General features: G+C 69.3%; 20 protein-coding genes and 1 riboswitch. Of the genes, 9 read left to right on the forward strand and 11 right to left on the reverse strand.

Annotated features, from left to right (window positions below; translation table 11 throughout):
* Position 1 precedes the first annotated feature (1 nt).
* Entirely contained in the window at positions 2–565 is a 564-nt protein-coding gene (gene rsmD, locus ACFXK0_RS00370; RefSeq protein WP_379407449.1) for a 16S rRNA (guanine(966)-N(2))-methyltransferase RsmD, read from the reverse strand.
* Positions 562–3,960 (reverse strand): pyruvate carboxylase, encoded by a 3,399-nt coding sequence (locus ACFXK0_RS00375; RefSeq protein ID WP_379407451.1) that lies wholly within the window; start codon positions 3,958–3,960, stop codon positions 562–564. The genes rsmD and ACFXK0_RS00375 overlap by 4 nt, the downstream gene beginning before the upstream one ends.
* 285 nt (positions 3,961–4,245) lie before the next feature.
* Positions 4,246–4,443, forward strand: a riboswitch (cobalamin riboswitch).
* A 144-nt stretch (positions 4,444–4,587) separates the two neighbouring features.
* On the opposite strand from ACFXK0_RS00375, the gene metE reads away from it, so the two are divergent.
* On the forward strand, positions 4,588–6,852 hold the full coding sequence (gene metE, locus ACFXK0_RS00380) for a 5-methyltetrahydropteroyltriglutamate--homocysteine S-methyltransferase (protein WP_379407452.1): 2,265 nt from the start codon (positions 4,588–4,590) through the stop codon (positions 6,850–6,852).
* Between the two features lie 234 nt (positions 6,853–7,086).
* On the forward strand, positions 7,087–8,511 hold the full coding sequence (locus tag ACFXK0_RS00385) for a short-chain fatty acyl-CoA regulator family protein (RefSeq protein WP_379407453.1): 1,425 nt from the start codon (positions 7,087–7,089) through the stop codon (positions 8,509–8,511).
* Between the two features lie 62 nt (positions 8,512–8,573).
* Here ACFXK0_RS00385 and recG read toward each other — a convergent pair whose 3' ends face one another.
* The gene (gene recG / locus ACFXK0_RS00390) at positions 8,574–10,835 is read right to left on the reverse strand and encodes an ATP-dependent DNA helicase RecG (protein ID WP_379407454.1); all 2,262 of its coding nucleotides are present in this window, start codon (positions 10,833–10,835) and stop codon (positions 8,574–8,576) included.
* Between the two features lie 3 nt (positions 10,836–10,838).
* Positions 10,839–13,082 carry a DAK2 domain-containing protein gene (locus ACFXK0_RS00395; RefSeq protein ID WP_379407455.1) on the reverse strand — a complete coding sequence of 748 codons (2,244 nt, stop codon included), beginning with the start codon at positions 13,080–13,082 and terminating at the stop codon, positions 10,839–10,841.
* Between the two features lie 297 nt (positions 13,083–13,379).
* Here ACFXK0_RS00395 and rpmB point away from each other — a divergent pair, with 297 nt between their 5' ends.
* From rpmB to ACFXK0_RS00410, 3 genes are all read left to right on the forward strand, one after another.
* On the forward strand, positions 13,380–13,571 hold the full coding sequence (gene rpmB, locus ACFXK0_RS00400) for a 50S ribosomal protein L28 (RefSeq protein WP_011210730.1): 192 nt from the start codon (positions 13,380–13,382) through the stop codon (positions 13,569–13,571).
* Between the two features lie 81 nt (positions 13,572–13,652).
* Complete coding sequence (locus ACFXK0_RS00405; protein ID WP_379407456.1) at positions 13,653–14,114, forward strand: GNAT family N-acetyltransferase; 462 nt, start codon at positions 13,653–13,655, stop codon at positions 14,112–14,114.
* 9 nt (positions 14,115–14,123) lie between these two features.
* On the forward strand, positions 14,124–14,915 hold the full coding sequence (locus tag ACFXK0_RS00410) for an enoyl-CoA hydratase/isomerase family protein (protein ID WP_379407457.1): 792 nt from the start codon (positions 14,124–14,126) through the stop codon (positions 14,913–14,915).
* Positions 14,916–14,922: 7 nt separating this feature from the next.
* Here ACFXK0_RS00410 and ACFXK0_RS00415 read toward each other — a convergent pair whose 3' ends face one another.
* The 3 genes from ACFXK0_RS00415 to ACFXK0_RS00425 are packed head-to-tail and all read right to left on the reverse strand — an operon-like array spanning position 14,923 to position 16,923.
* Positions 14,923–15,174: a hypothetical protein gene (locus tag ACFXK0_RS00415; protein ID WP_379407458.1), complete on the reverse strand. Its 252-nt coding sequence runs from the start codon at positions 15,172–15,174 to the stop codon at positions 14,923–14,925.
* A gap of 49 nt (positions 15,175–15,223) precedes the next feature.
* Entirely contained in the window at positions 15,224–15,907 is a 684-nt protein-coding gene (locus ACFXK0_RS00420; protein ID WP_379407459.1) for a uracil-DNA glycosylase, read from the reverse strand.
* Positions 15,908–15,918: 11 nt separating this feature from the next.
* Entirely contained in the window at positions 15,919–16,923 is a 1,005-nt protein-coding gene (locus ACFXK0_RS00425) for a thiamine-phosphate kinase (protein ID WP_379408043.1), read from the reverse strand.
* A gap of 122 nt (positions 16,924–17,045) precedes the next feature.
* Between ACFXK0_RS00425 and ACFXK0_RS00430 the strand changes: the two genes are divergently transcribed.
* Entirely contained in the window at positions 17,046–17,657 is a 612-nt protein-coding gene (locus tag ACFXK0_RS00430; RefSeq protein WP_379407461.1) for a DUF3515 domain-containing protein, read from the forward strand.
* Positions 17,658–17,668: 11 nt separating this feature from the next.
* Here the strand turns inward: ACFXK0_RS00430 and ACFXK0_RS00435 are convergent, their stop codons facing one another.
* A complete protein-coding gene (locus tag ACFXK0_RS00435) occupies positions 17,669–18,763 on the reverse strand; it encodes a D-alanine--D-alanine ligase family protein (RefSeq protein ID WP_379407463.1) in 1,095 nt (364 codons plus the stop codon).
* A 44-nt stretch (positions 18,764–18,807) separates the two neighbouring features.
* Positions 18,808–19,803 (reverse strand): NAD(P)H-dependent glycerol-3-phosphate dehydrogenase, encoded by a 996-nt coding sequence (locus ACFXK0_RS00440; RefSeq protein ID WP_379407464.1) that lies wholly within the window; start codon positions 19,801–19,803, stop codon positions 18,808–18,810.
* Positions 19,804–19,834: 31 nt separating this feature from the next.
* On the opposite strand from ACFXK0_RS00440, the gene cofC reads away from it, so the two are divergent.
* From cofC to ACFXK0_RS00455, 3 genes are all read left to right on the forward strand, one after another.
* Complete coding sequence (cofC, locus tag ACFXK0_RS00445; protein ID WP_379407465.1) at positions 19,835–20,515, forward strand: 2-phospho-L-lactate guanylyltransferase; 681 nt, start codon at positions 19,835–19,837, stop codon at positions 20,513–20,515.
* A gap of 73 nt (positions 20,516–20,588) precedes the next feature.
* The gene (locus tag ACFXK0_RS00450; protein ID WP_379407466.1) at positions 20,589–22,757 is read left to right on the forward strand and encodes an RNA degradosome polyphosphate kinase; all 2,169 of its coding nucleotides are present in this window, start codon (positions 20,589–20,591) and stop codon (positions 22,755–22,757) included.
* Between the two features lie 2 nt (positions 22,758–22,759).
* The gene (locus ACFXK0_RS00455) at positions 22,760–23,680 is read left to right on the forward strand and encodes an NUDIX domain-containing protein (protein ID WP_379408045.1); all 921 of its coding nucleotides are present in this window, start codon (positions 22,760–22,762) and stop codon (positions 23,678–23,680) included.
* A gap of 120 nt (positions 23,681–23,800) precedes the next feature.
* Here ACFXK0_RS00455 and ACFXK0_RS00460 read toward each other — a convergent pair whose 3' ends face one another.
* Positions 23,801–24,466 (reverse strand): HU family DNA-binding protein, encoded by a 666-nt coding sequence (locus ACFXK0_RS00460; RefSeq protein WP_379407467.1) that lies wholly within the window; start codon positions 24,464–24,466, stop codon positions 23,801–23,803.
* A 156-nt stretch (positions 24,467–24,622) separates the two neighbouring features.
* Positions 24,623–25,231 carry a 3-isopropylmalate dehydratase small subunit gene (gene leuD, locus ACFXK0_RS00465; protein WP_379407468.1) on the reverse strand — a complete coding sequence of 203 codons (609 nt, stop codon included), beginning with the start codon at positions 25,229–25,231 and terminating at the stop codon, positions 24,623–24,625.

The raw sequence follows: 25,231 nt of genomic DNA on the forward strand, positions 1-25,231 counted from the left end.
CTCAGACGCTAGCACCGTATTCCGCGAGCTCGATTCTGGTCTCTCCGTACTTGCGGGTCTTCAGTGGCGCATAGCCTGCGGGCCAGACGATTTCGGGTGAGCGGATGGAGCGTTCGACGATCACCAGTGCCTCGGGGGCCAGCCAGCCGTTGGCGGCGAGGGCGGCCAGGTCGGTGGTGACATCGGCGGTGCTCACGTCGTAGGGCGGGTCGGCGAGGACCACGTCGTAGTCGGCGGGCGCGGGGTGCGCGAGCACGGTGGCGACCGGGGCGAGGCGCAGTTCGGCGCCGGGTAGGCCGAGTTCGGCGATATTGGCGCGCAGCACCGCGGCGGCCTTGCGGTCGGATTCGACCAGCAGCGCGTGCGCGGCGCCGCGGGAGAGTGCTTCCAGGCCCAGTGCGCCCGAGCCGGCGTACAGGTCGAGTACCCGGGCGCCGTCGAGGTCGAGGCGGGCGTCGATGGCGCTGAACAGCGCCTCACGGACCCGGTCCGAGGTGGGCCGGGTCCCGGCGGGCGGCACCTTCAGGCGCCGCCCGCCGGCCGTTCCTGCGACGATGCGGGTCATTCCGACTCGCGCGCGACCAGTTCCACCAGCAGGTCGCCGCCCTCGACCTGCTGCACCTTCGCGGTCGCGATCCGACCGACCACGCCACCACGCGGCGCGGTGATCGCCGCTTCCATCTTCATGGCCTCGATGGTGCCGATGGTGTCGCCGGCGTGGATCTCGTCGCCCTCGGCCACCGCCAAAGTCACCACACCCGCGAACGGTGCCGCGATATGACCCGGATTGTTCTTGTCGGCCTTCTCCGCCGCGGGCACCTCCGAAGCGATCGACCGGTCCCGCACCGCGATCGGGCGCAACTGCCCGTTCATGATGCACATGACCGTGCGCATCCCCTTCTCGTCCGGCTCCGAGATCGCCTCCAGGCCGATCAGCAGGGTGACACCCTTCTCCAACTGCACCCGATGTTCCTCACCGCGGCGCAGACCGTAGAAGAACTGGTTCTCCGACAGACCGGTGGTGTCGCCGTACTTGTCCCGATGCGCACGGAACTCGGCGGTCGGTCCGGGGAACAGCAACCGGTTGAGGGTCTCGCGACGCTCCAGCGAGGAACCATCGAGACCCGCCTGATCCGCCGCAGTCAGCGGGATCTCGGGCTTGGGCTCGTTGCGCCCAGCCAGCGCCTTGCTCCGGAACGGCTCCGGCCAGCCACCCGCCGGCTCACCGAGTTCCCCACGCAGGAACCCGATCACCGAATCCGGGATGTCGTAACGACCGGGATCAGCGGCGAAGTCCTCGATACCGACACCGGAACCCACCAGCGCCAAAGCCAGGTCACCGACCACCTTCGACGACGGGGTCACCTTGATCAAACGGCCGAGCAGCCGGTCTGCGGCCGCGTACTTGGCTTCGACCTCCTCGAACCGGTCACCCAGACCCAGCGCGATCGCCTGCTGACGCAGATTCGACAGCTGACCACCGGGAATCTCATGGGTGTAGACCCGCCCGGTGGGCGCCGGGAGCCCGGACTCGAACGGCGCGTACACCTTCCGCAACGCCTCCCAATACGGCTCCAGATCGCAGACATTCCGCAGATCCAGACCGGTGTCACGGTCGGTGTGCGCGGTAGCCGCGACGATCGCCGACAACGCCGGCTGCGAGGTGGTACCCGCCATCGCCGCCGACGCACCGTCCACGGCATCGGCACCGGCCTGCCACGCCGCCAGGTAGGTCGCCAGCTGACCACCCGGAGTGTCATGGGTATGCACATGCACCGGCAGATCGAAATTGCTGCGCAGCGCGGTGACGAGCTTCGCCGCCGACGGCGCACGCAACAGACCGGCCATGTCCTTGATCGCCAGCACGTGGGCGCCGGCGTCGACGATCTGCTCGGCCAGCTTCAGGTAGTAGTCGAGGGTGTAGAGCTGCTCGTCTGGATCGAGCAGGTCACCGGTGTAACTCAACGCGACTTCCGCGACAGCGGTACCGGTTTCACGCACCGCATCGATCGCCGGACGCATCTGGTCGACATTGTTGAGCGCGTCGAAGATCCGGAAGATATCGATACCGGTGGTCGCGGCCTCGGACACGAACGCGCGCGTCACCTGTTCGGGATACGGGGTGTAACCGACGGTATTGCGGCCACGCAACAGCATCTGCAAGCAGATGTTCGGCACAGCCTCACGCAGGGCGGCCAGCCGCTCCCACGGGTCTTCATGCAGGAACCGCAGCGCCACATCGTAAGTCGCGCCACCCCACGCCTCGATCGAGAGCAGTTCCGGGGTCAGCCGCGCGACATGCCCGGCCACACCCAGCAAACCGTTGGTGCGGACACGGGTGGCCAGCAGCGACTGATGCGCGTCACGGAAAGTGGTGTCGGTGACACCGAGCGCTTTCTGTTCCCGCAGAGCCCGCGCGAAACCCTCGGGCCCGAGAGTGAGCAGACGCTGACGCGAACCGTCCGGCGGCGGCAGGGTCAGGTCGATCGCGGGCAGCTTGTCATACGGGTACACCGTGGTCGGCCGTTCACCGTGCGGCTTGTTCACCGTCACATCGGCCAGGTAGCTCAGGATCTTGGTGCCACGGTCAGCCGAGGCACGCGAGGTGAGCAGCTGCGGACGTTCATCGATGAACGAGGTGGTCACCCGGCCCGCCTGGAAATCGGGGTCGTCGAGCACCGCCAGCAGGAACGGGATATTGGTCGTGACGCCACGGATGCGGAACTCGGCCAGCGCGCGACGAGCACGCGCGGCAGCAGCGGGCAGATCACGACCACGACAGGTCAGCTTGACCAGCATCGAGTCGAAGTAGGCACCGATCTCGGCACCCAGATTCGCCCCACCATCCAGACGGATACCCGCACCACCCGGCGTGCGATAGGCAGTGATCCGCCCGGTATCGGGCCGGAAACCATTGGCCGGGTCCTCGGTGGTGATCCGGCACTGCAACGCCGCACCACGAATCGACACCGTCTCCTGACTCAAACCCAGATCGGACAGGGACTCCCCCGCCGCGATCCGCAACTGCGCCTGCACCAGATCCACATCGGTGATCTCCTCGGTCACCGTGTGCTCCACCTGGATCCGCGGATTCATCTCGATGAACACATGATTACCGCGCTCGTCGAGCAGGAACTCGACCGTGCCCGCACAGCTGTAACCGATCTGGCGGGCGAAAGCCACCGCATCGGCGCAGATGCGTTCGCGCAGCGCGGGATCCAGATTCGGCGCAGGCGCCAGCTCGATCACCTTCTGATGCCGCCGCTGCACCGAACAATCCCGCTCGAACAGATGCATCACATTGCCGTGCTGATCAGCCAGGATCTGCACCTCGATATGACGCGGATTCACCACCGCCTGCTCGAGGAACACCGTCGGATCACCGAACGCCGACTCCGCCTCCCGCGACGCCGCCTCGATCGACTCACGCAACAGCTCGGGCGCGGCCACCCGCCGCATACCGCGACCACCACCACCGGCCACAGCCTTGACGAAGATCGGGTACTCGAGCTCGGCGGACGCGGCGAGCAACTCGTCGATATCGGCCGAGGGCGCGCTCGACTTCAAGACCGGCAGCCCGGCGGTGCGCGCCGCCTCGATCGCGGTCGCCTTGTTGCCTGCCATCTCGAGCACCTCGGCCGAAGGGCCGATGAAGGTGATTCCCTCACGCGCACACGCCGCCGCCAGGTCGGGATTCTCCGACAGGAAACCGTAACCGGGGTAGATGGCGTCGGCACCGGCCGACTTGGCCGCCTCGACGATCGCCTCGATCGATAGGTAGGCGCGAACGGGATGGCCCTGCTCACCGATCTGGTAGGACTCGGCTGCCTTCAGCCGGTGCACGGAATTGCGGTCCTCGTACGGGAACACCGCGACCGTTCCGATGCCGAGTTCGTAGGCCGCGCGGAAGGCACGGATGGCGATCTCGCCGCGATTGGCGACCAAGACTTTCGAGAACATTGGCCTACGGTACCCGGCCCCGGACCGGGGCCGGACAGGCAAGGTGGGTTCGTCGTATTCTTCACACCACATGCCCGCCGACCTGCGAAGTTGCGGTAATCCGGCCGTCACATCTCACCGCGCGGACCGCCAGGCGGTGCGGCCCGGCCGACCCGCGCGCAACCGCAGGTCACGGCCCCGCGCGCACGGCCGTGGTAGCTGCGGTCCCCGCACAGGCCTATGCTGGGCGGGCAGCTGGTTCGCCTGCGCGGTGGAAGAGTCGGAGCCCCGACCTCCCGCGCCGGCGTCGAAACTCGCACGGACAGCTTCCGTGCCGGGTGAGAGGGAACCCGGTGGGAATCCGGGACTGTCCCGCAGCGGTGAGCAGGAACGAACGCTGTCATCAGCACTGGGCACGATGCCTGGGAAGCGACGGCCAGTAGGTCGGTCGAGCACGACCGGTGCCCGCGAGTCCGAAGACCTGCCGACTGTGCCGGATACGCCGTATCCGGCGGCCACCGCCTCGTGGATCGGGCGCGCGGACCACCTCACCGACCTGTCCCGGCTGCGCCGGGGAGGTCTGTCCGGTCGTCGTGTCGTGCCCGCAAAAAGGCGTCGGCTCTCCCTGCACGACACTGGAGAAGCTCCGTGACTGTTTCCCCTACCCCGTTCACCGCAACGGTTCTCGGCCTGCCCCGGGTGGGCCCGAACCGCGAGCTCAAGCGGGCCACCGAGGCCTACTGGGCCGGCCGCGCCGACGCGGGCCACCTGCACACCGTCGGCCGGGAACTGCGCCGCGCGCAGCTGCTCGCGCTGCGCGCGGCGGGCCTGGACTCGGTGCCCGTCGGCACCTTCTCCTACTACGACCAGGTCCTCGACACCGCGGTGCTGCTCGGTGCCCTGCCGCCGCGCGTCGCCGGCATCGCCGACCCGCTGGATCGGTACTTCGCCGCCGCGCGCGGCACCGACACCGTCGCTCCGCTGGAGATGACCAAGTGGTTCGACACCAACTACCACTACCTCGTCCCCGAGATCGATGCCGAGACGGTCTTCACGCTGAATCCCACCAAGCTGCTGGCCGAGCTGGCCGAGGCGATCGAGCTCGGTGTCAGCGCCCGCCCGGTGGTGGTCGGCCCGATCACCTTCCTGAAGCTGGCCAAATCCACCGGCGGCGCGGCCCTGGACCGGCTGCCCGAGCTGATCACCCTCTACGGCGACCTGCTGATCCAGCTCGCCGAAGGCGGCGCGCAGTGGGTTCAGATCGATGAGCCAGTTCTGGTCACCGACCTGACCGACGCCGAGATCGCCCTCGTGCGCGACACCTACACCCAGCTCTCGGCGGTACCGCGGCGTCCGGCCATCCTGGTCGCCACCTACTTCGGGCATCCCGATGCCGCCCTCGGCGCGCTGGCCGACACGGGTATCGATGGCGTGGCGGTCGACTTCACCGCGGGCACCCGGGTCGCCGATCTCGCCTCGCTGCCCGCGCTGGCGAGCAAACTGCTCGTGGCGGGTGTCGTCGACGGCCGCAACATCTGGCGCACCGACCTCGACGCGGCCCTGAGCACGCTGGGCACCCTGCTCGGCAGCGCCGGTTCGGTCGCGGTATCGAGTTCGTCGTCGCTGCTGCACGTGCCGTACTCGCTGACCCCCGAGACCGGGCTCGACGAGCGGCTGCGGTCGTGGCTGGCCTTCGGTGCCGAGAAAGTCGCCGAGGTGCGCGTGCTGGCCACCGCCCTGACCACCGGCACCGACGCCGTCGCCACCGAGCTGGCCGCCGCGCGCGACGCGGCGCAGTCCCGGCGCACCGATCCGCGCCTGCACGTCGAGCAGGTCAGGGCCCGCCTGGCCGCCCTCGACGACAGCGACCTGAACCGTCTGCCCGCCGACGAGCGCCGCGCCCTGCAACGCGAGCACCTCGACCTGCCGCTGCTGCCGACCACCACCATCGGCTCCTACCCGCAGACCTCGGCGATTCGCCTGGCCCGCGCCGCGCTGCGCAAGGGCGAGATCGACGAGGCCGAGTACGTGCGCCGGATGCGGGCCGAGATCGCGGCGGTGATCACCTTGCAGGAGCAGCTCGGCCTGGACGTGCTGGTGCACGGCGAACCCGAGCGCAACGACATGGTGCAGTACTTCGCCGAACTGCTCGACGGCTTCGCCGCCACCGACAACGGCTGGGTGCAGTCCTACGGCACCCGCTGCGTGCGGCCGCCGATCCTGTTCGGTGACGTCTCGCGGCCGGACCCGATGACCCTGTCGTGGATCGGCTACGCCCAGTCGCTGACCACCAAGCCGGTCAAGGGCATGCTCACCGGGCCGGTGACCATCCTGGCGTGGTCGTTCGTGCGCGACGACCAGCCGCTGGGCGAGTCGGCCCGCCAGGTCGCGCTGGCCATCCGGGACGAGACCGTCGACCTGGAAGCCCAGGGCGCCCGCGTCATCCAGGTCGACGAGCCCGCCCTGCGCGAGCTGCTGCCGCTGCGCGCGGCCGACCAGCCCGCCTACCTGCGCTGGTCGGTGGACGCGTTCCGGTTGTCGACCGCTGGTGTGGCCGACACCACCCAGGTGCACACCCACCTGTGCTACTCGGAGTTCGGCGAGGTCATCTCGGCCATCGCCGGTCTGGACGCCGATGTCACCTCGATCGAGGCGGCCCGCTCGCACATGGAGGTGCTCGACGACCTGAACGCGGCCGGTTTCGCACTCGGCGTCGGTCCCGGTGTCTACGACATCCACTCGCCCCGGGTGCCCTCGGTCGAGGAGATCACCACCTCGCTGGCCGCGGCGTTGAAAGCCGTTCCGGCCGAACGGCTTTGGGTCAACCCCGACTGCGGACTGAAGACCCGCGGACCGGTGGAGGTCGAAGCGTCGCTGCGCAACCTGGTGACAGCGGCGGCGGCACTGCGCTGACCTGGCAAACCTCGTGAAACATCGTTGCGGGTGGAAGTCTTGCACCCGCAACGATGACCGCGGGCGCAGGCGCGTTTCGCACGCAGAAGAGGGGGCGTGCGAAACGCGCCGCACCCGCTTCGCACGTTACGCACCGGTAGCGGTACGCGAATATCCCTTGCCGGACTGGACATCTCCCGAGGTAATCGCCACTTTCAGCGAACATTGCAAACCTCGGGAGTTAGGATCTTCGACGTGCGGAAGATGTACGCGGGGGCCAGGCTACGACGGCTGCGCGAAGAACGGCGGATGACGCAAGCGGCACTCGCCAAATCGCTGGATCTCTCACCCAGCTATCTCAACCAGCTCGAACGCGATCAGCGGCCGCTGACCATTCCCGTTCTGCTGAAACTGAACTCGACCTTCGATCTCGACGTGCAGTTCTTCGCCGCCGATTCCGACGCGCGGCTGGTCTCGGACCTGCACGAGGTCCTGGTCGAGGCCGCGGGCGGCGGCGACACCGCGCCGATCACCGAAGTCGAGGAACTGGCCACCCGGCTGCCCGAGGTGGCCCGCATCGTCATCGCCATGCACCGGCGGCTGCGCGCGGCCACCGATCAGCTCGACCTGCTCTCCTCGCGCGTCGACACACCGAGCGGCGCGCCGGGCACCCCGATGCCCTACGAGGACGTGCGCGATTTCTTCTACGACCACCGCAACCACATCTCCACCCTCGACCACGCCGCCGAGCAGCTGTTCGAGGAATCCGGGCTGAGCATCGGCTCGCTGGACCGGCAACTGGCCAGAATCGCCGAGGAACGGGCCGGGGTCACCGTCCTGGTCCGCGGCGACGGCGCCGACCCGGCCATCCCGAAACGCCACTACGACCCCGACACCCGCACCCTCACCCTGGCCCGCAGGCTGCGGCCGGGTCAGCGGGCCTTCCAGATCGCCTCCACCCTCGGACTTCTGCTCTACGGCCGCGAGATCGACAATGTGCTCGCCGAATCCCGTGCGCTCACCGGCGAATCACGCACCCTCGCCCGGGTCGGGCTGGCCAACTATTTCGCGGGTGCGCTGATCCTGCCCTACGGCCGGTTCCTGCGCTCGGCCGAGGAATTGCGCTACGACGTGGACCTGCTCTCGCTGCGGTTCGAGGTCGGTTTCGAGACGGTCTGTCATCGGCTCAGCACCCTGCAACGCCAGGGCCAGCGCGGGGTGCCGTTCTTCCTGGTCCGCACCGACCGGGCGGGCAATATCTCGAAACGCCAGTCCGCCACCGCTTTCCACTTCTCCCGGGTCGGCGGCAGCTGCCCGCTGTGGGTCACCCACGAGGCCTTCGCCCATCCCGGCCGCATCCTCACCCAGATCTCGGAGATGCCCGACGGGCGCCGCTACCTGTGGATCGCGCGCACCACCCCGTCCGCGCCGCAGGGCTTCGGCGGCGCGTCGAAGAACTTCGTCATCGGGCTCGGCTGCGATATCGAGTACGCCGACCGGCTGGTGTACTCCCAGGGCGTGCAGCTCGACGATCCCCAGGTGGCCGTGCCGATCGGCGCGGGCTGCAAGGTGTGCGAGCGGCCGTCCTGCCCGCAACGCGCGTTCCCGCAGATCGGGCGGCCGCTCGCGGTAGCCGAACACACCAGCACCGACCTCCCCTACCCCCGCCTGCCACGCTAGGACCTGGTCGGCGTCATCACCCGGCGCCCGGTGGCCGGCGCACTCGAATCCGGCGTGGCGGGTCAGGACTTGGCGAGGTATTCGATGCGTTCGCCGTCGACGGCCGCGTGCATCATGCCGGCCAGACCGGGATGGCGGGCCAGGCCGGGGTCCTCGGCGACGACCTGCCTGGCCAGCTCCTGCGCCGCGGTGATCACCTCGAGGTCGTCGAGCAGCGACAGCAGCCGCAGCGAGCGGGCGGTACCGGACTGGGCCGCGCCGAGCACATCGCCTTCGCGGCGCTGACGCAGGTCAAGGATCGACAGCTCGAAACCGTCGGTGGTCGCTGCGACGGCTTCCAGGCGGGCCATCGCGGTGCCACCGGGCGCCGCGTCGGTGATCAGCAGGCACAGACCGGGGTGCTGCCCGCGCCCGATCCGGCCGCGCAGCTGGTGCAGCTGGCTCACGCCGAACCGGTCGGCGTCGACGATCACCATCACCGTGGCATTGGGCACATCGACACCGACCTCGACGACGGTGGTGCACACCAGCACGTCGATGGCGCCGTCGTTGAACTGGCGCATCACGTGATCTTTCTCGTCGGACGGCAGCCGTCCGTGCAGCAGCCCGACCCGCACCCCGGCCAGCGGCCCGGCACTGAGCGTCTCGTACATCTCGAGAGCGGCCTGGGTGGTCGGGCCTTCCTTCTCCTCGGCCTTCTTGCCTTTGGCCGGCGGCGCGTCGGGATCCTCACCGATGCGCGAGCACACCACATACGCCTGGCGGCCCTGCCCGACTTCTTCCACGATGCGCTCCCACGCGCGCTCGACCCAGCTCGGGTGCAGTTTGCGGGCAACGACTTTCGACGCGATCGGCGAGCGACCCTTGGGCAGCTGGGTGAGCGTGGAGGTTTCCAGATCGCCGAGGGTCGTCATGGCGATGGTGCGCGGGATCGGAGTCGCGGTCATCACCAGCAGATGCGGGCTGATGCCACCTTTGGCTTTGGCGCGCAATGCGTCTCGCTGTTCGACACCGAAGCGGTGCTGTTCGTCGACCACCACCAGGCCAAGATCGAAGAATTCGACCGCGTCCTGGATGAGCGCGTGCGTGCCGATGACCAGGCCCGCCTCGCCGGTCATCGCGTCCAGCAGCGCGGCCTTCTTGGCCGAGGCCGACATCGAACCGGTGACCAGCACCACCTTCGTCGCATGCTCGCCCGCGCCGAGCTCCCCCGCGGTGCCCAGATCGCCGAGCATCGCCCGCAGCGACCGATAGTGCTGGGCGGCAAGGACTTCGGTCGGTGCGAGCAGTGCGCACTGGCGGCCGGAGTCGACCACCTGCAACATGGCGTGCAGGGCGACGATGGTCTTGCCCGAGCCCACCTCACCCTGGAGCAGGCGGTGCATCGGGCGGGTGCGGGTGAGATCCTCGGAGATCTCGTCGATCACCTGCTGCTGGCCCTCGGTGAGTTCGAAGGGCAGCCGCTCGTCGAAGGCCGCGGCGATGCCGTCGGCGCGCGGCGGGCAGGCCGGGGCGGTGCGGCCCTCGACCTCGTGTCGGCGTTCGGCCAGCACCAGCTGCAAGGCCAGTGCCTCGTCGAAACGCAGCCGGTCCCTGGCTCGTTCGATGTCGAGCTTGTGTTCGGGCAGGTGGATCAGGCGCAGCGCGTCGGAGATTCCCAGGAGGTTGCGTTCGGCGCGCAGGTCGGCCGGGAGCGGATCGTCGATCGGGTCGAGCTGATCGAGGACCTGCCGGATACAGGCCAGCAGATCCCAGCTCTGCACCTTCGCGGTCGCCGGATAGACCGGGACGAATTCGCGCTCGAAGAACGCGGCATCCACTCCCCCAGCGCCTTTGGCGCTCTGGGCGAGCCCGCGCAGGGCGCCGCTGCCGCGCACCGAGGTGAGTTCCTCGACGCCGGCATCGGCGGTGTCCGGCAGGATCAGATAGTCCGGGTGTGAGAGGTTCCAGCGGTCGGGCCGCCACCAGTGCACGGTGCCCGACATCATCGCCCGCACACCGTCTTTGACCAGGTACCGCACCTTGTCGCCGTTGAAGAAGGTGGCCTCCACCGGGCGCTGGGCACCGGTGTCGAGCTGCACCTTCAGCAGCGAGCCGCGCCGGTTCTTCATCGGGCGCAGTTCGGTTTTGGTGATCCGGCCGATCACAGTGATGTGCGCGGACTCCTCCGGCTCCTCCTCGGTGAGCGGCTGCCCCTGGGTGGCATAGCGCGCCGGATAGTGGCGCAGCAGGTCTTCGACGGTGGTCATGTCGAAGGCCTCGGTCAGCCGGTCGGCCGCTTTGACGCCCAGCACATGATCGAGCCGGTCACTCAGTGTCGCCATCGTCTACTCGACCCCAATCTGCACCAGATCCGCTTGCTGCCCACCGGAATACACCACCACCTCGACGCCGGGGAAACCGGCCGTCACATGGTCGGTCAAGACCGGCGCCAGCTCGGGCCCCGCGTCCGCGCCCATCAGCAATGTCACCAATTCGCCGCCGAGACCGAGCATCCGGTCCAGCAGAATCCGTCCGGCTCCGACCACATCCGGGTCGATCACCACCACATCCTGGCCGACGAGGCCGAGGCCGTCGCCGGGCGAGCAGGTACCGACCATGGTCAGCGCCCGCACCCGCGCCGCCCGCAGCGCACCCCACCGCGTGGTCGCGGCCGCCTCGGACATGGCGAACGCGTCGTCGACCGCGATCCGCCCCCGATCGTGCATCGCGAGCGCGGCCAGCCCCTGCACCATCGAGGCGCTCGGCAACAGCAGCACATCGCGCGACCCGTCACGCGCGGCGACACCGACAGCGACCAGTTCCTGCGCGGGCAACGCCCCGTTGGGCAACACCAGCACCTCACGATGCGGCATGGCGCGAATCGCATGCAGCAGCGCGTGCGTATCGAACTGGCGATCACCGCGGAGCACCACCGCACCCGCGTCGGCGAACAGCCGCGCCGCCTCCGCACCAGCCACCACGGCGAGAATCCCACGATCGGCTTCGCCGGTGGACGCGACGTGCGCATTCACCCCGGCCTGCGCACCGGCCCTGCCCTGCACGTCAGCCCCGACCTGCGCATCGGCCCGGCCGAGCACGTTCGGCCCGGCAGGCACGTCGGCCCCAGCACCCGCGTCAGCCCCGACCTGCTCGCCGGCCCGGCCGAACTTGTTTGCCCAGGAATACACGTCCGTTCCGGCACGCACGCCGGCCCCGGCTTGCACGCCGCCTTCGGCAGGCATGTGGGCCCCGGAGTGGGTGGCCGCTTCCGCGTGTACGCCGAACGCCGGACGGGAATCGCCGGCGGCGCGATCGTTGCCGGCCGAGTGGTCGTGTGGGTCGCCGAATCCCGGTGTGCCCGGCCGGCCTGATCGGTTCGCGTGCGAATGGGTGCCGAGGTACCCGGCGGCCGTGGCATCGCGCACCGTGCCCGCCGACATCAGTACCTCCTCGTGGTGCCCACCGTGTGGTGCCGTCACCGCGAAACTCTCGATCCGGATACCGCTGAGCCGCCCGACCGCGAGCCCGGCCTCGATCGCGGCCCCCGCATCCCGGCAGTGCACATGCGCCGACCAGGTGCTGTCGCCGTCGCCGACCACCACCACCGAATCCCCGAGCACGGCGAGCCGGTCCCGCAGCGCCTCCGCCGCGGCCTCGTCGCTGCCCGAGATCAGATACATGACCTCGAAGTGCGGGTCCGGCGTCTGCTCCGGGTAGTCCCAGTCGTCGTCGGCGCGCGGGCCCGCACCCCCCGGCCGCCGATCGACCCCGGCTTCTTGCGCGGGCGACGACGGATCGGTGTCCGAGTTGCTGTCCACCCGTTCCCTGGCATAACTCGCGCGCGTCGGCGCCTCGCCGCACACCTCGGCGACCAGGCAATCGAGCAGCACCACGAGGCCACGGGCCCCGGCGTCGACCACGCCGGCCGCGCGCAGCACACCCAGCTGGGCCGGTGTCTCGTTCAGCGCGCGGGCGGCACCCTCGGCGGCGGCGCGCGCGACAGTGCTCAGCGACGGGTCGTCGGATTCGGCGGCGGCCACCGCGGCCCGATCGAGCACGGTCAGGATCGTGCCCTCGACCGGTGAACTCAGCCCGGTCCGCACCAGCACCGCCGCCCGCGTCAGCGCCACCCGCAACCGCTCCCCGGTCAGCGGCCCCTCGACCACCGCCTCGGCGATCCCGCGCAGCACCTGCGACAGGATGATCCCCGAGTTCCCCCGGGCTCCACTCGTCGCACCCCTGGCCAGCCCCCGCGCGACGCTATGCGCCGAGACCACGTCATCCACCGTCTCCTCGGCGCGGCGAACGGCAGCACCGCGCACGGAGTCGGCACCGTCACCGCGACCACCGGCGACCGCACCACCCGCCGTCAGCCGGTCGGCAGCGTGGGAACCAGAGTCTCGTTCGACGGCGGCGACGGCGGCGCGCATGGTGGCGAGGAGGTTGGTGCCGGTGTCGGCGTCGGCGATCGGGAAGACGTTGAGGGCGTCGATCTCGGCGCGGCGTTGTTCCAGGTCGGTGCGGCAGGTTCGGGCCCAGGTCAGTAACGCGGCGCCGTTCAGCGCCTCCCGCACGTGCGACACCGTCACCTCTCTCCCCGTTCCGGCGCCCGCGCGCCGAGCATCGCACGCCAGGTTAGCGCCAGCCGCCGACAGCGGTATGCTGACCGCGGACGGGCCCGTCATCCGGGCTGTGCTCGGCGTGTCGACCGGGACACCCGGTTTGGAAGATCACGGCCCGGCCAGCTACCCTTGCAGGGTTGCCTCGTGCGGCCCATCCGGTCTGCGCTGGCCGACGAAAGTCGGCAAGGCATTTGACGACATCAGTTTCCGGTACAGCGGGCATCCGTGCGCGCTGACCGCTTATGACATGAAGGAGCTCGCGACATGGCTGCCGTTTGCGACGTCTGCGCCAAGGGCCCCGGTTTCGGGAAGTCGGTCTCGCACTCGCACCGGCGCACCAACCGTCGCTGGAACCCGAACATCCAGACCGTGCGTGCGCAGGTTGCCCCTGGCAACACCCGCCGGATGAACGTGTGCACCTCCTGCCTGAAGGCGGGCAAGGTCGTCCGCGGCTGATTCTCAGCCCGTACATTCTGCCGACAGCACCCCGGCGCCCCGCGTGGGCGATCCGGGGTTTTGTCGTCGATGGGCACGGGCGTGACTGAGTGGCGGCTCGCGCCGCTCACCACTGCCCGCGTCACGGCGCTGGCCGCCTGTCATATCGCGAGCTGGCGCGAGGCCTACGACACGCTCGTCCCCGAGCACGTGCCGTCCGGTTTCGATCTGGACCGCTCGGCCACCACCTGGGAACGCCGCCGCGCCGAGGGCACCCATCGCATCCCCACCGCGCTCGCCGGTGACGAGCTGATCGGCTTCGCCGCCGCCACCGATGCCGAGCTCGAAGCCCTCTATGTCCGTGCGGCCTGGCACGGCACCGGTGTCGCCGACGCCCTCATCGACGCCGCCGCCCCGGGCTCGCCGTGCACGCTGTGGGTGTTCGCCGACTACCCGCGCGCCCACGGCTTCTATCGCAGGCACGGCTTCGCCGACACCGGCGTCCACCGCGTCGACCCGTTCACCATGCTGCCCGAACAGCTGTGGCGCCGCGCCGCTCGCTAATGTGACGCCATGAGTAGTTCTCCCGAACCGGTTCCCGCCGCCGAGATCGTCGACGGTGTCCTGCAGCTGACCATCGCCACCGCCGCCGCGGGCACATCGATGGACTTCGACCTGATCAACGCGGGCACCGCCGCGCTGCGCGACCTCGACCCGGGTGTCGGCGCCGTGCTGCTGACCGGCGCGGGCCGCAACTTCTGCGCGGGCGGCAATGTCGTGCACTTCGCCGCCGCCGAGGACCGTGGCGCCTACCTGCACCAGCTGGCGAGCGAACTGCACGACTTCGTGCGCGCGCTCGACGAGACCCCGGTGCCCGTCGTCGCCTCGGTGCACGGCTGGGCCGCCGGTGCGGGAATGAGCCTGGTGCTCGGCGCCGACATCGCGATCGGTGGACCGTCGACGAAACTGCGTCCGGCCTACCCCGGCATCGGCCTGAGCCCCGACGGCGGCATGTCCTGGCTGCTGCCGCGCATCGTCGGCGCGAGCCGCGCCAAGGAGATCCTGCTCACCGATGCCGTGATCGACGCCGACGAGGCCGTGCGCCTGGGCATCCTGAGCCGCGTCGTCGGCGACGACGACGTCCGCGCCGAAGCGCTCCAGGTCGCCCAGAGCTTCGTCGCAGGCCCGCGCACCACCTACACGGCCATGAAAAAGCTGCTGGCCCAGTCGCCCACAGCGACACTGGACCAGCAGCTCGATGCCGAACGCGACAGCATTTCCGCCGCCGCGAACGGCCGGATCGGCCAGGAAGGCGTCGACGCCTTCGTAGCCAAGCGCAAGCCCGACTACCTCGGGCTCAGCTGAGCAGAACTCAGCACGCAGCTCCTAGGGCGCTGAAGGTGTTCTGCAGGATGCAGGTCACCTTCGCGTTCACGCCGGAGGAGATGGTGGAGGTGCCGGTGGAGGTCCATTCCTCACCGATCTGGGTGGTGGCCACCGGCGCGGCCTGCTCGTCGTAGGGCTGGAGTGCCAGGCCGGCCGCGGAGGCCGAGGCCGCACCGGCGGTGAGGGCGGCGGCGACAGCGGCGGTCGCCACGGCGGCGCGGAGGGTGGTGCTGTGCATCGGGTTGTGCTCCTTCATCATTTTCTTCTGGTGCGGACGGCACCCCGGGTCAGGGCAGCCGCCAATCGACAGGTTCGGCGCCGAGTTCGTCGAGCAGTTCGTTGACCCGGGAGAAGGGCCGCGACCCGAAGAACCCGCGCGAGGCGGACAGGGGCGAGGGGTGGGCGGATTCGATATAGGGCACGTCGGCCTCGGCGAGGGTCGGCTTCAGCGAGCCTGCATCGCGACCCCAGAGCACCGCGACCAGCGGTTCGTCCCGGGCGACGAGCGCGCGGATGGCCTGCTCGGTGACCGCTTCCCAGCCCTTGCCGCGATGCGAGGCGGGTGTGCCGGGGGTGACGGTGAGCACCCGGTTGAGCAGCAGCACGCCCTGATCCGACCACGGACTCAGATCGCCGCAGCGGGGCGTATCGAAGCCCAGATCCTTGCAGTATTCGGCGAAGATGTTGGACAGACTGCGCGGGACCGGCGAAACATCCGGCGCGACAGAGAAACTCAGCCCCATCGCGTGACCGGGCGTCGGGTACGGATCCTGGCCGACGATCAGTACCCGCACCGCGTCGAACGGGCGCTGGAACGCACGCAACACGTTCTCCCCGGCGGGCAGATATCCGCGCCCCTGCGCGTTCTCGTCGCGTAAGAACTCGCCCATGTCGCTGATGCGGTCGGCGACCGGCTCCAGTGCCCGGGCCCAGCCCGGATCGATGATCTCCGACAGTGGTTTGGCACCCATGACCGCACAACCTATCGTTTCCGGCCGGTGGCGGTGGCGCCGGACCCTCGGAACGATTCCCAGCCGGTCCCACCGGTGGGCGCGGCACCGTCCACGGTGACACCGCTGCCTGCGCCGGCGACTCCGATCGGGCGCCAGCCCGGTGGCAGCGCGGTGCCCGCTGGCCAGGTTCCGGCGAAGGCGTGGTCCTCGCCACCGGCCAGAATCCATTGCGCCGCATCGGTATCGAGCCGTTCGGCGACCACGGCCAGCTCGGGATCGGCCAGCGCGGCGGCGTGCACGTCGATCGCGACGCCCGAGGCCGTCGCCAGGTGGCCCAGGTCGGCGAGCAGGCCGTCGGAGACGTCGGTGAGCGCGGTGGGAATCGTGGCGCCGAAGACGTCGATCACGGCGGCGTACGGCGGCTGCGGTACCCGGTGGACGGCCAGTGCCCGCGCGAAGGCAGGATCGGAAGTGTCTGCGCCGCAGGACAATACGGCCAGGCCGGCACCCGACCAGCCGAGGTCGCCGGCCACCGCGACGATATCGCCCACCCCGGCCCCCGCCCGCGTGATCGCGGCCTGGCCGCCGAGGTCACCGAACGCCGTCACCGAGATCACCAGCTGATCGCTGTCCACGAGGTCACCGCCGGCGATCGACCCGCCGGCGCGGGCCGCCTCGGTCCACATCCCGTCGGCGATGCCCTCGAGCAAGGCAACCGGGGTGTCACCTGGGCAGCCCAGCGAGACCACGAACGCGGTCGGCCGCGCACCCATCGACACGATGTCGGCCGCGTTCTGCGCGATCGCCTTGCGCCCGATCTCGACCGGTGCGGACCAGTCCAGCCGGAAGTGCCTGCCCTGGACGAGCATGTCGGTGCTCACCACGAACCGTCCGTCCGGCGCGGCGACCACCGCGGCATCGTCACCGGGGCCGAGCAGCACCTGCGGGCCGTGGCGCCGACCGGCGTTCATCCGGTCGATCACCGCGAACTCGCCCACCTCCCGCACCGTCCGCGCACGGCTGTCCTCGCTGATGACCGGCCCCTTCCCGCTGTGCTGCCGAGCTGACGAAATCGCCCCGACGGTACCCTTTCGGAGGCGATCGGACACCACCGACGGTGCACCCGATACCACTGAGCGGAAAGGACCACACGGCTATGGCGGCGGATTCGTCGGACCCAACCAACGATCGCGACGAGGCGGCACCCGCCGGGGCCGGAGCCGATGACGACGCTTCGTCGCCGTACTCCCCCGCGCTGATCGCGACCGCGGTCGCCCTGCCGGTGGTGCTGATCGTCGGCATCCTGGTCGCCGCCTTCATCGTCGCGCGCGCCCCCACCGAACGCGAGCCACTGGCCCTCGGCCCCGTTCCGGCGCCCGCCGACGACGGTCCCGCCTGCCTGGCGCTGCTCCCCGCCCTGCCTGCCGATCTTCCCGGCGACTACACCAAGTCCACCCTCGTCGAGCCCGCTCCGGCCGCCACCCGCGCCTGGCAGCTCGCCGACGGCGGCGAACCGATCGTCCTGCGCTGCGGCCTGGACCGCCCGCTCGAGTTCAATCGCGCCTCACCGCTCACCGAGATCAACGGCGTGCAATGGTTCCAGGTCCGCGACGAGCTGAGCCAGGTCGGCACCTGGTTCGCCGTCGACCGCGAGACCTACATCGCGGTGACCGTCCCCGACGGCTCCGGCACCGGCGCCATCCAGACGATCTCCGACACCATCACGGCAACTCTCCCCGCCCGCGAGCCGACCCCGGGAGAATTGTAGTTTCGGGGTACTCAGCGCAAGCCGGTGCCTCGGGCCACCGCTGACTCGATCAGGGTGGAAACCAGTGTCGGGTAGTCGATTCCGGTCGCTTCCCACATGCGGGGGTACTGCGAGATCGGGGTGAAGCCGGGCATGGTGTTGATCTCGTTGATCACCGGGCCGTCGGCGGTGACGAAGAAGTCGACGCGGGCCAGGCCCTGGCAGTCCAGGGCGCGGAAGGCGCGCACCGACAGTTCGCGGATCTGGTCGGCGACGTCGTCGTCGAGCTTGGCGGGGACGTCGAATTCGCAGACGTCGTCGAGGTATTTGGTGGCGAAGTCGTAGAACTCGGGCGCGGCCGCGTCGGCGTCGGGCATCCTGATCTCGGAGACCACGCTGCCGCGCACCTGACCGTCGGCGAATTCCAGGACGCCGCACTCGACTTCGCGTCCGACGATGCCCGCCTCCACGATCACCTTCGGATCGTGTTCGCGGGCGACGGCGACGGCGGCGTCGAGATCGGCCCAGTCGGTGATCTTGGTGATGCCGATGGAGGATCCGCCGCGAGCGGGCTTGACGAACGCGGGCAATCCGAGCCGCGCCCGGTCCGCCTCGGTCACTGTCGCGGTGCCCGGACGTAACACCACCTGGGTGCCGACAGGTAACCCCTCGGCCGCCAGCAACTTCTTGGTGAACTCCTTGTCCATGCCGGCAGCACTGGCCAGCACGCCCGCGCCGACGTAGGGCACACCGGCCAGTTCGAGCATTCCCTGCAGGGTGCCGTCCTCGCCGAACGGGCCGTGCAGGATCGGGAACACCACATCGACGCGGCCCAGCGCGGCCGCCGGATCGTCGAGGGCGACCAGCGCGCCGGATCGGCCCGGGTCCGCTGCCAGCGTCAGCGCGGTACCGGCGGCGTCGACCGCGGGCAGCGCGTCGTGGCTGAGCTCGAGCTGACCGATCCCCTCGGCCAGCACCCAGCTGCCGGTGGTGGTGATGCCGATCGGCACCACCTCGTAGCGCTCGGGATCGAGGTTGCGTAGCACGCTGCTCGCCGACACACACGACACGGCGTGCTCGCTGCTGCGCCCGCCGAAGACCACAGCTACCCTGATCCGGTTCGTCATGACCGTCAACTTAGTGGGTTATCGGCGCTGTGCGGGCATCGGCCTTACTCCGGCTTGATCTTTCTACCGAGCAGACTGTCGACGGCCTCGTTCACCGAAAGTCCCTCGTGACACACCCGGTGCACGGCGTCGGTCAGCGGCATCTCCACCTGGTGCGCGGCCGCGAGCGCGCGCACCGATGTGCACGACTTCACACCTTCGGCCACCTGACCGTTGGTCGCCTCCTGCGCGGCCTGCATCGAGCCACCCGACCCGAGCACATAGCCGAAGGACCGGTTGCGCGACAGCGGCGAGGTACAGGTCGCCACCAGATCGCCCACCCCGGCCAGCCCGGCCAGCGTCACCGGCTGCGCGCCGAGCGCGACCCCGAGCCGCATGACCTCGGCGAGCCCGCGGGTGATCAGGCTGGCGACCGAGTTGTCACCCAAACCCATCCCCGAGGCGATGCCGCAGGCCAGCGCGATGACGTTCTTGCACGCGCCGCCGATCTCGCAGCCGATCACATCGGTATTGGTGTACGGCCGGAAGTACCCGGTGGCACAGGCCCGCTGCGCCACCCCGGCCCGTTCGCTGTCGGTGCACGCGATCACCGTCGCCGCGGGCTGACGTTCGACGATCTCGTGCGCCAGATTCGGCCCCGACAGCACCGCGATGCGACTGGCCTCGGCTCCGGTGACCTCCGCGATCACCTGACTCATCCGCAGCAGCGTGCCGGTCTCGACCCCCTTCATCAGACTCAGCAGCGTGGCATCGGACCCGATATCGCCCTTCCACAGATCCAGGTTCGCCCGCAGCGACTGCGAGGGCACCGCGAGCACGACCAGGTCCGCACCGTCGAGCGCGACCCGGTGGTCGTCGGTGGCTCGCACCGGCGGCAGCTGCACGCCGGGCAGGTAGAACGGATTGCGATGATCGGTGTCGAGCGCCTGGGCCACCTCAGCACGTCTGGCCCAGATCGTGACATCGGTCCCCGCCTCCGCCAACACCTTTGCGAACGCCGTACCCCACGACCCCGCACCCATAACCGCCGCCCTCGTCATCAGCCCAATATGCCATGGAAGGATTGATGCCATGCGTCCGCACACCGTGCACGCCGTGATGGCGGTCAAGCACATCGACCGGGCCAAGAGCCGACTGGCCGGCATCCTCACCGCCGAGCAGCGCGGGCAGCTCGTCCTGGCCATGTTCGCCGACACCGCCGCCGCGGCCACCGCCGTGCCGGAGGTGCTCTCGCTGACCGTGGTCACCCCCGATCCGCTCGTCGCCGCCCGCGCCGCCGAACTGGGCGCGCACGTGCTGGCCGAACCGGCGGGCGCCGCGGATCCGCTCAACGCCGCGCTGTCCGCCGGCGCCGCGGACGTGCGCGACCGGCACGGCCCGACTCCCCTGCTCGCCCTGCAGGCCGACCTGCCCGCCCTGCGCCCGGCCGAGCTGGCCGAGCTGCTCGGAACCGCCCCGGCCGGCGCGCGCTCGGTGGTGATCGATCACACCGGCACCGGCACCGCCGCACTACTGGTCGGCGACGGCACCGCCGCGCTGGCACCCCGATTCGGCGCCGGATCGGCCAGCGCCCACCGCGCGGGCGGGGCGCGGCCGCTGTCCGGGCACTGGCCCGGCCTGCGCTACGACGTGGACACCCCCGCCGACCTCGACGCCGTCCGCGCGCTGGGCGTCGGCCGCCGCACCGCGAGCACCCTGCGCGAATTCGGTCTGACCACACCGGAAAGTGATCCCGTTCGCACCGTCTGCTGATCGATCGTCGCGCGCTGTTCAGCCGAGCCGAACTGGACAGGTGTCATGCTGCGGACTGCCCGGTTCGTAAGGGATGATCGATGACGTGAGCGACACGGAAACGATCAAGCAGCAGCCCCCGATTTCCCCGCCACCTGCCGCGGCCGCGGCAGCGGGCGGTGACGGCCTCGCGCGACGATTGCCCCGCGATCGCTATCTGAACCGGGAACTGAGCTGGCTCGACTTCAACGCCAGGGTGCTGGCGCTGGCCGAGGACGCCTCGCTGACGTTGCTGGAGCGCGCCAAGTTCCTGGCCATCTTCGCCTCCAATCTCGACGAGTTCTACATGGTGCGGGTCGCGGGGCTCAAACGTCGCGCCGAGACCGGACTGTCGGTGCGCTCGGCGGACGGTCGCTCCCCGTCCGAGCAGCTGGAGATGATCACCGCGCGCGCCCAGGAACTGGCGGTGCGGCACGCGAATGTCTTCCTCGACGAGGTGAACCCGGCGCTGGCCGCCGAGGGCATCGACATCATCGGCTGGGCCGATCTCGACGACGACGAACGTCATCGACTATCGGGCTACTTCACCGACCAGGTGTTCCCGGTCCTCACCCCGCTCGCCGTCGACCCGGCGCACCCGTTCCCCTACATCTCCGGCCTGAGTCTCAACCTCGCGGTGACGGTGAAGGACATCGGCACCGGCGGTGAGCACTTCGCCCGCGTGAAGGTGCCCGACAATGTCGACCGTTTCGTGCGCGTGCGCCGCACCGAAGCCCCCTCGGCGATCGCGGCCTTCCTGCCGATGGAAGACCTCATCGCCGCGCACCTGGATCTGCTGTTCCCCGGTTTGACCGTGGTGGAGACGCATTCGTTCCGGATCACCCGCAACGCCGACTTCGAGGTCGACGAGGACCGCGACGAGGACCTGCTGCAGGCGATGGAACGCGAACTCGCGCGCCGCCGTTTCGGCAAGCCGGTGCGGCTCGAGGTCTCCGACGACATGACCGAGCACATGCTGGAGTTGCTACTACGTGAGCTGGAGGTCGACCCCGCCGACGTCATCCAGGTGCCCGGTCTGCTCGACCTGTCCTGCCTGTGGCAGGTGTACGGCGTCGACCGCCCGGATCTCAAGGACGCGCCGTATGTTCCGGCCACCCCGGCCGCCTTCGGCGAACGCGAGACCCCGCGCAATGTCTTCTCCGCGCTGCGCGAGGGCGATGTGCTGGTGCACCACCCCTACGATTCGTTCTCCACCAGCGTGCAGCGCTTCATCGAGCAGGCCGCCGCCGACCCGCAGGTGCTGGCGATCAAGCAGACCCTCTACCGCACCTCCGGTGACTCCCCCATCATCAACGCGCTGATCGAGGCGGCCGAGGCGGGCAAGCAGGTCGTCGCGCTGGTCGAGATCAAGGCCCGCTTCGACGAGCAGGCCAACATCAAATGGGCACGCGCGCTGGAACAGGCGGGTGTGCACGTGGTCTACGGCCTGATCGGCCTCAAGACCCACTGCAAGACCTGCCTGGTGGTGCGTCGCGAGGGTGCCACCATCCGGCGCTACTGCCACATCGGCACCGGCAACTACAACCCGAAGACCGCGCGCCTCTACGAGGACGTCGGCTTGTTCACCGCGGCACCGGAAATCGGCGCCGATCTGACCGACCTGTTCAATTCGCTGACCGGTTACTCCCGCAAGGAGGACTACCGCAATCTGATGGTCGCGCCGCTCGGGGTGCGGGCCGGCATCGTCGAACGCATCGACCGCGAGACCGAATTGGCCGCCACCGGCGCCGCGGCGGGCATCCGGATCAAGGCCAACGCGATCGTCGACGAGCAGATCATCGACGCCCTCTACCGCGCCTCCCAGGCGGGCGTGCCGGTCCAGATCGTCGTGCGTGGCATCTGCGGGCTGCGCCCCGGCGTGCCGGGCCTGAGCGAGAACATCGAGGTGCGCTCGATTCTGGGCCGCTTCCTCGAGCATTCCCGGGTGCTGCAGTTCCGCGCCCAGGACGAGACCTGGATCGGCAGCGCCGACATGATGCACCGCAATCTGGACCGCCGCGTCGAGGTGATGGTGCAGGTCAAGGATCCGCGCCTGACCGAGCAGCTCGGTGCCGTGTTCGATTCCGCGCTCGATCCGACGACCCGCTGCTGGGTGCTGCTGCCCGAGGGCACCTGGCAGGCCAGTCCGACCGACGCGGCGGCCGATCAGGTCCGCGACCACCAGCAGTTCCTCATGCGGCTGCGCCGGCCCGATCAGCCGTGACCATGCGTGATCCTCAGGTGCGGCCGAATATCCACGCGGCAGGCGCGGTGCTGTGGCGACCGGGACCGGGCGGGCCCGAGATCGCCGTGATCCACCGGCCGAAATACGGTGACTGGTCGCTGCCCAAGGGCAAGCTCGATCCCGGGGAGACCCCGGTGGTGGCGGCGCTACGCGAGGTCGGTGAGGAAACCGGCCTGCCGTGCACGCTGGGGCGCTATCTGGGCCATGTCACCTATCCGATCCCGGGCCATCGGCTACTCAAGCGGGTCGACTACTGGGCGGCCGAGGCCGCGGCCGGGGAATTCACCGTCAACGCCGAAGTCGACCAGCTGCGCTGGTTCCCGCTCGATCGGGTGATGGACCAGCTGTCGTATCCGATGGACCGCCAGGTGGTGCGGATGTTCGCGCGGCTGCCCGCGCGCACGAACACCGTGCTGCTGGTGCGTCACGCCAAGGCGGGCAAGCGCCACGGTTTCGACGGGCCCGACGCGCTGCGTCCGCTGGAGGCCGCCGGACAACTGCAGGCGAAGGCATTGGTACCGAACCTGTTGGCGTTCGGCGCATCCGAGATCCATTCGGCCGATCCACTGCGCTGTATCCAAACCGTTACCCCGTTGGCCGAACAGCTGAACGTCGAAATCAATTGCGAGCCAATGTTTTCCGAGCAAGGTTACGATTCAGCGAAAAGCGCGGCACGGCAACGATTTCTGTCGTTGGTAACAGATCGGGGTGTACCGGCGGTGTGCAGTCAGGGCGGGGTCGTTCCCGATCTGGTGCAGTGGCTCGCCGAGCGCGGCGGACTGTCGCTGCCGTCGGCGCGCAATCGCAAGGGCAGCGTCTGGGCATTGTCGTTCGTCGCGGACCGATTGGTCGCGGCCGACCATATGGACCGTTCCCTGTCGACGGGAATCGTCACCGCCTGATTCGCTCGAACTACCCCGGACAGCCGAAACGGCCCCGCCGAAAGCGGGGCCGTTCTCGGTCCAGTGGTGGGTGATGCGGCTTACGTGCCCATTCCCCGACCCGATCCTGCTGCGGCAGGATCAACGAGCACGACGGGCAGCAGTCTTCTTAGCAGCAGTCTTCTTAGCAGGAGCCTTCTTGGCGGCGGTGGTCTTCTTGGCCGCCGTGGTCTTCTTGGCGGCCGCGGTGACCTTCTTGGCCGGCGCCTTCTTGGCCGCGGTCACTTTCTTTGCCGCCGTGGTCTTCTTGGCGGCGGCCGTCTTCTTGGCCGCCTTGGCTGCCGTGGTCTTCTTGGCGGCGGGTGCCTTGGTGGCTGCCTTACGGGCGGTGGTCTTGGCCGGACCCTTCGACGGCGTGGCCTTCTTGGCCGCCGTCTTCTTGGCCGCGGTCTTCTTGGCCGCCGCCTTCTTCGCCGCCACCGGGGCGTTCACGCCACGCTTGACGGCGGGGCCGGACGCGGCCAGCTTCTGCTTACCCGCGATCACCGCCTTGAACTGAGCGCCCGGCCGGAAGGCAGGCACCGAAGTCGCCTTCACCTTCACGGTTTCACCGGTACGCGGGTTACGGGCAACCCTGGGGGCACGCTTGCGCTGTTCGAACACACCGAAACCGGTGATGGTGACGCTCTGACCTTTGTGCACGGCACGGACGATGGTATCGACCACGTTCTCGACAGCCGCGGTAGCCGTACGCCTGTCCGTACCCAACTTTTCGGTCAGAACGTCGATCAGTTCCGCCTTGTTCATTGAATCCTCCGCAGACTAATGGCCCGTCGTCGGACCGACTAGGTACCACGGTAAACCCAGTTTGGGCAAGAGTCTATGTGCCACGCCAAAATTCATGTGGTTTAGCACACGTCCAGCTACCGCCCCCAGGGAAGCGCCGCCAATCGTCCCCGGTGATTACGCCTGCGAAATAGGCTCCGGCAGCGTCACGGGTTTCCATGACGGCCTTCCCTTTTCGAACTCGCCGATGGCGTCGGCTTGCCGCAGCGTGAGGCCGATGTCGTCCAAACCCTCCAGCAGGCGCCACCGGGTGTAGTCGTCAATTTCGAACGGCAACACGACGGTTCCCGCCGTGACGGTGCGTGCGGTCAGGTCGACAACCAATTCGAGCCCGGGCTGTTCCTCGATCAGCTTCCACAGCATTTCGACATCGTTCTGTGACATCTGCGCGGCCAGCAGACCGCCCTTCCCCGCATTCCCGCGGAAGATGTCGGCGAAACGCGACGAGATGACGACCCGAAAGCCGTAGTCCGACAGCGCCCACACGGCGTGCTCACGGGAGGAGCCGGTACCGAAATCCGGACCGGCCACCAGCACGCTGCCGTGCCGGTAGGGCTCGGTGTTCAGAATGAAGTCCGGATCGGCCCGCCAGCCCGCGAACAGGCCGTCCTCGAAACCGGTGCGGGTCACTCGCTTCAGGTAAACGGCGGGGATGATCTGGTCGGTGTCGACATTGGACCGGCGCAGCGGGACCCCGACGCCTTTGTGAACGGTGAAGGCTTCCAT

It is taken from the genome of Nocardia sp. NPDC059177 (genome assembly GCF_042755165.1).
Taxonomy (GTDB): domain Bacteria; phylum Actinomycetota; class Actinomycetes; order Mycobacteriales; family Mycobacteriaceae; genus Nocardia.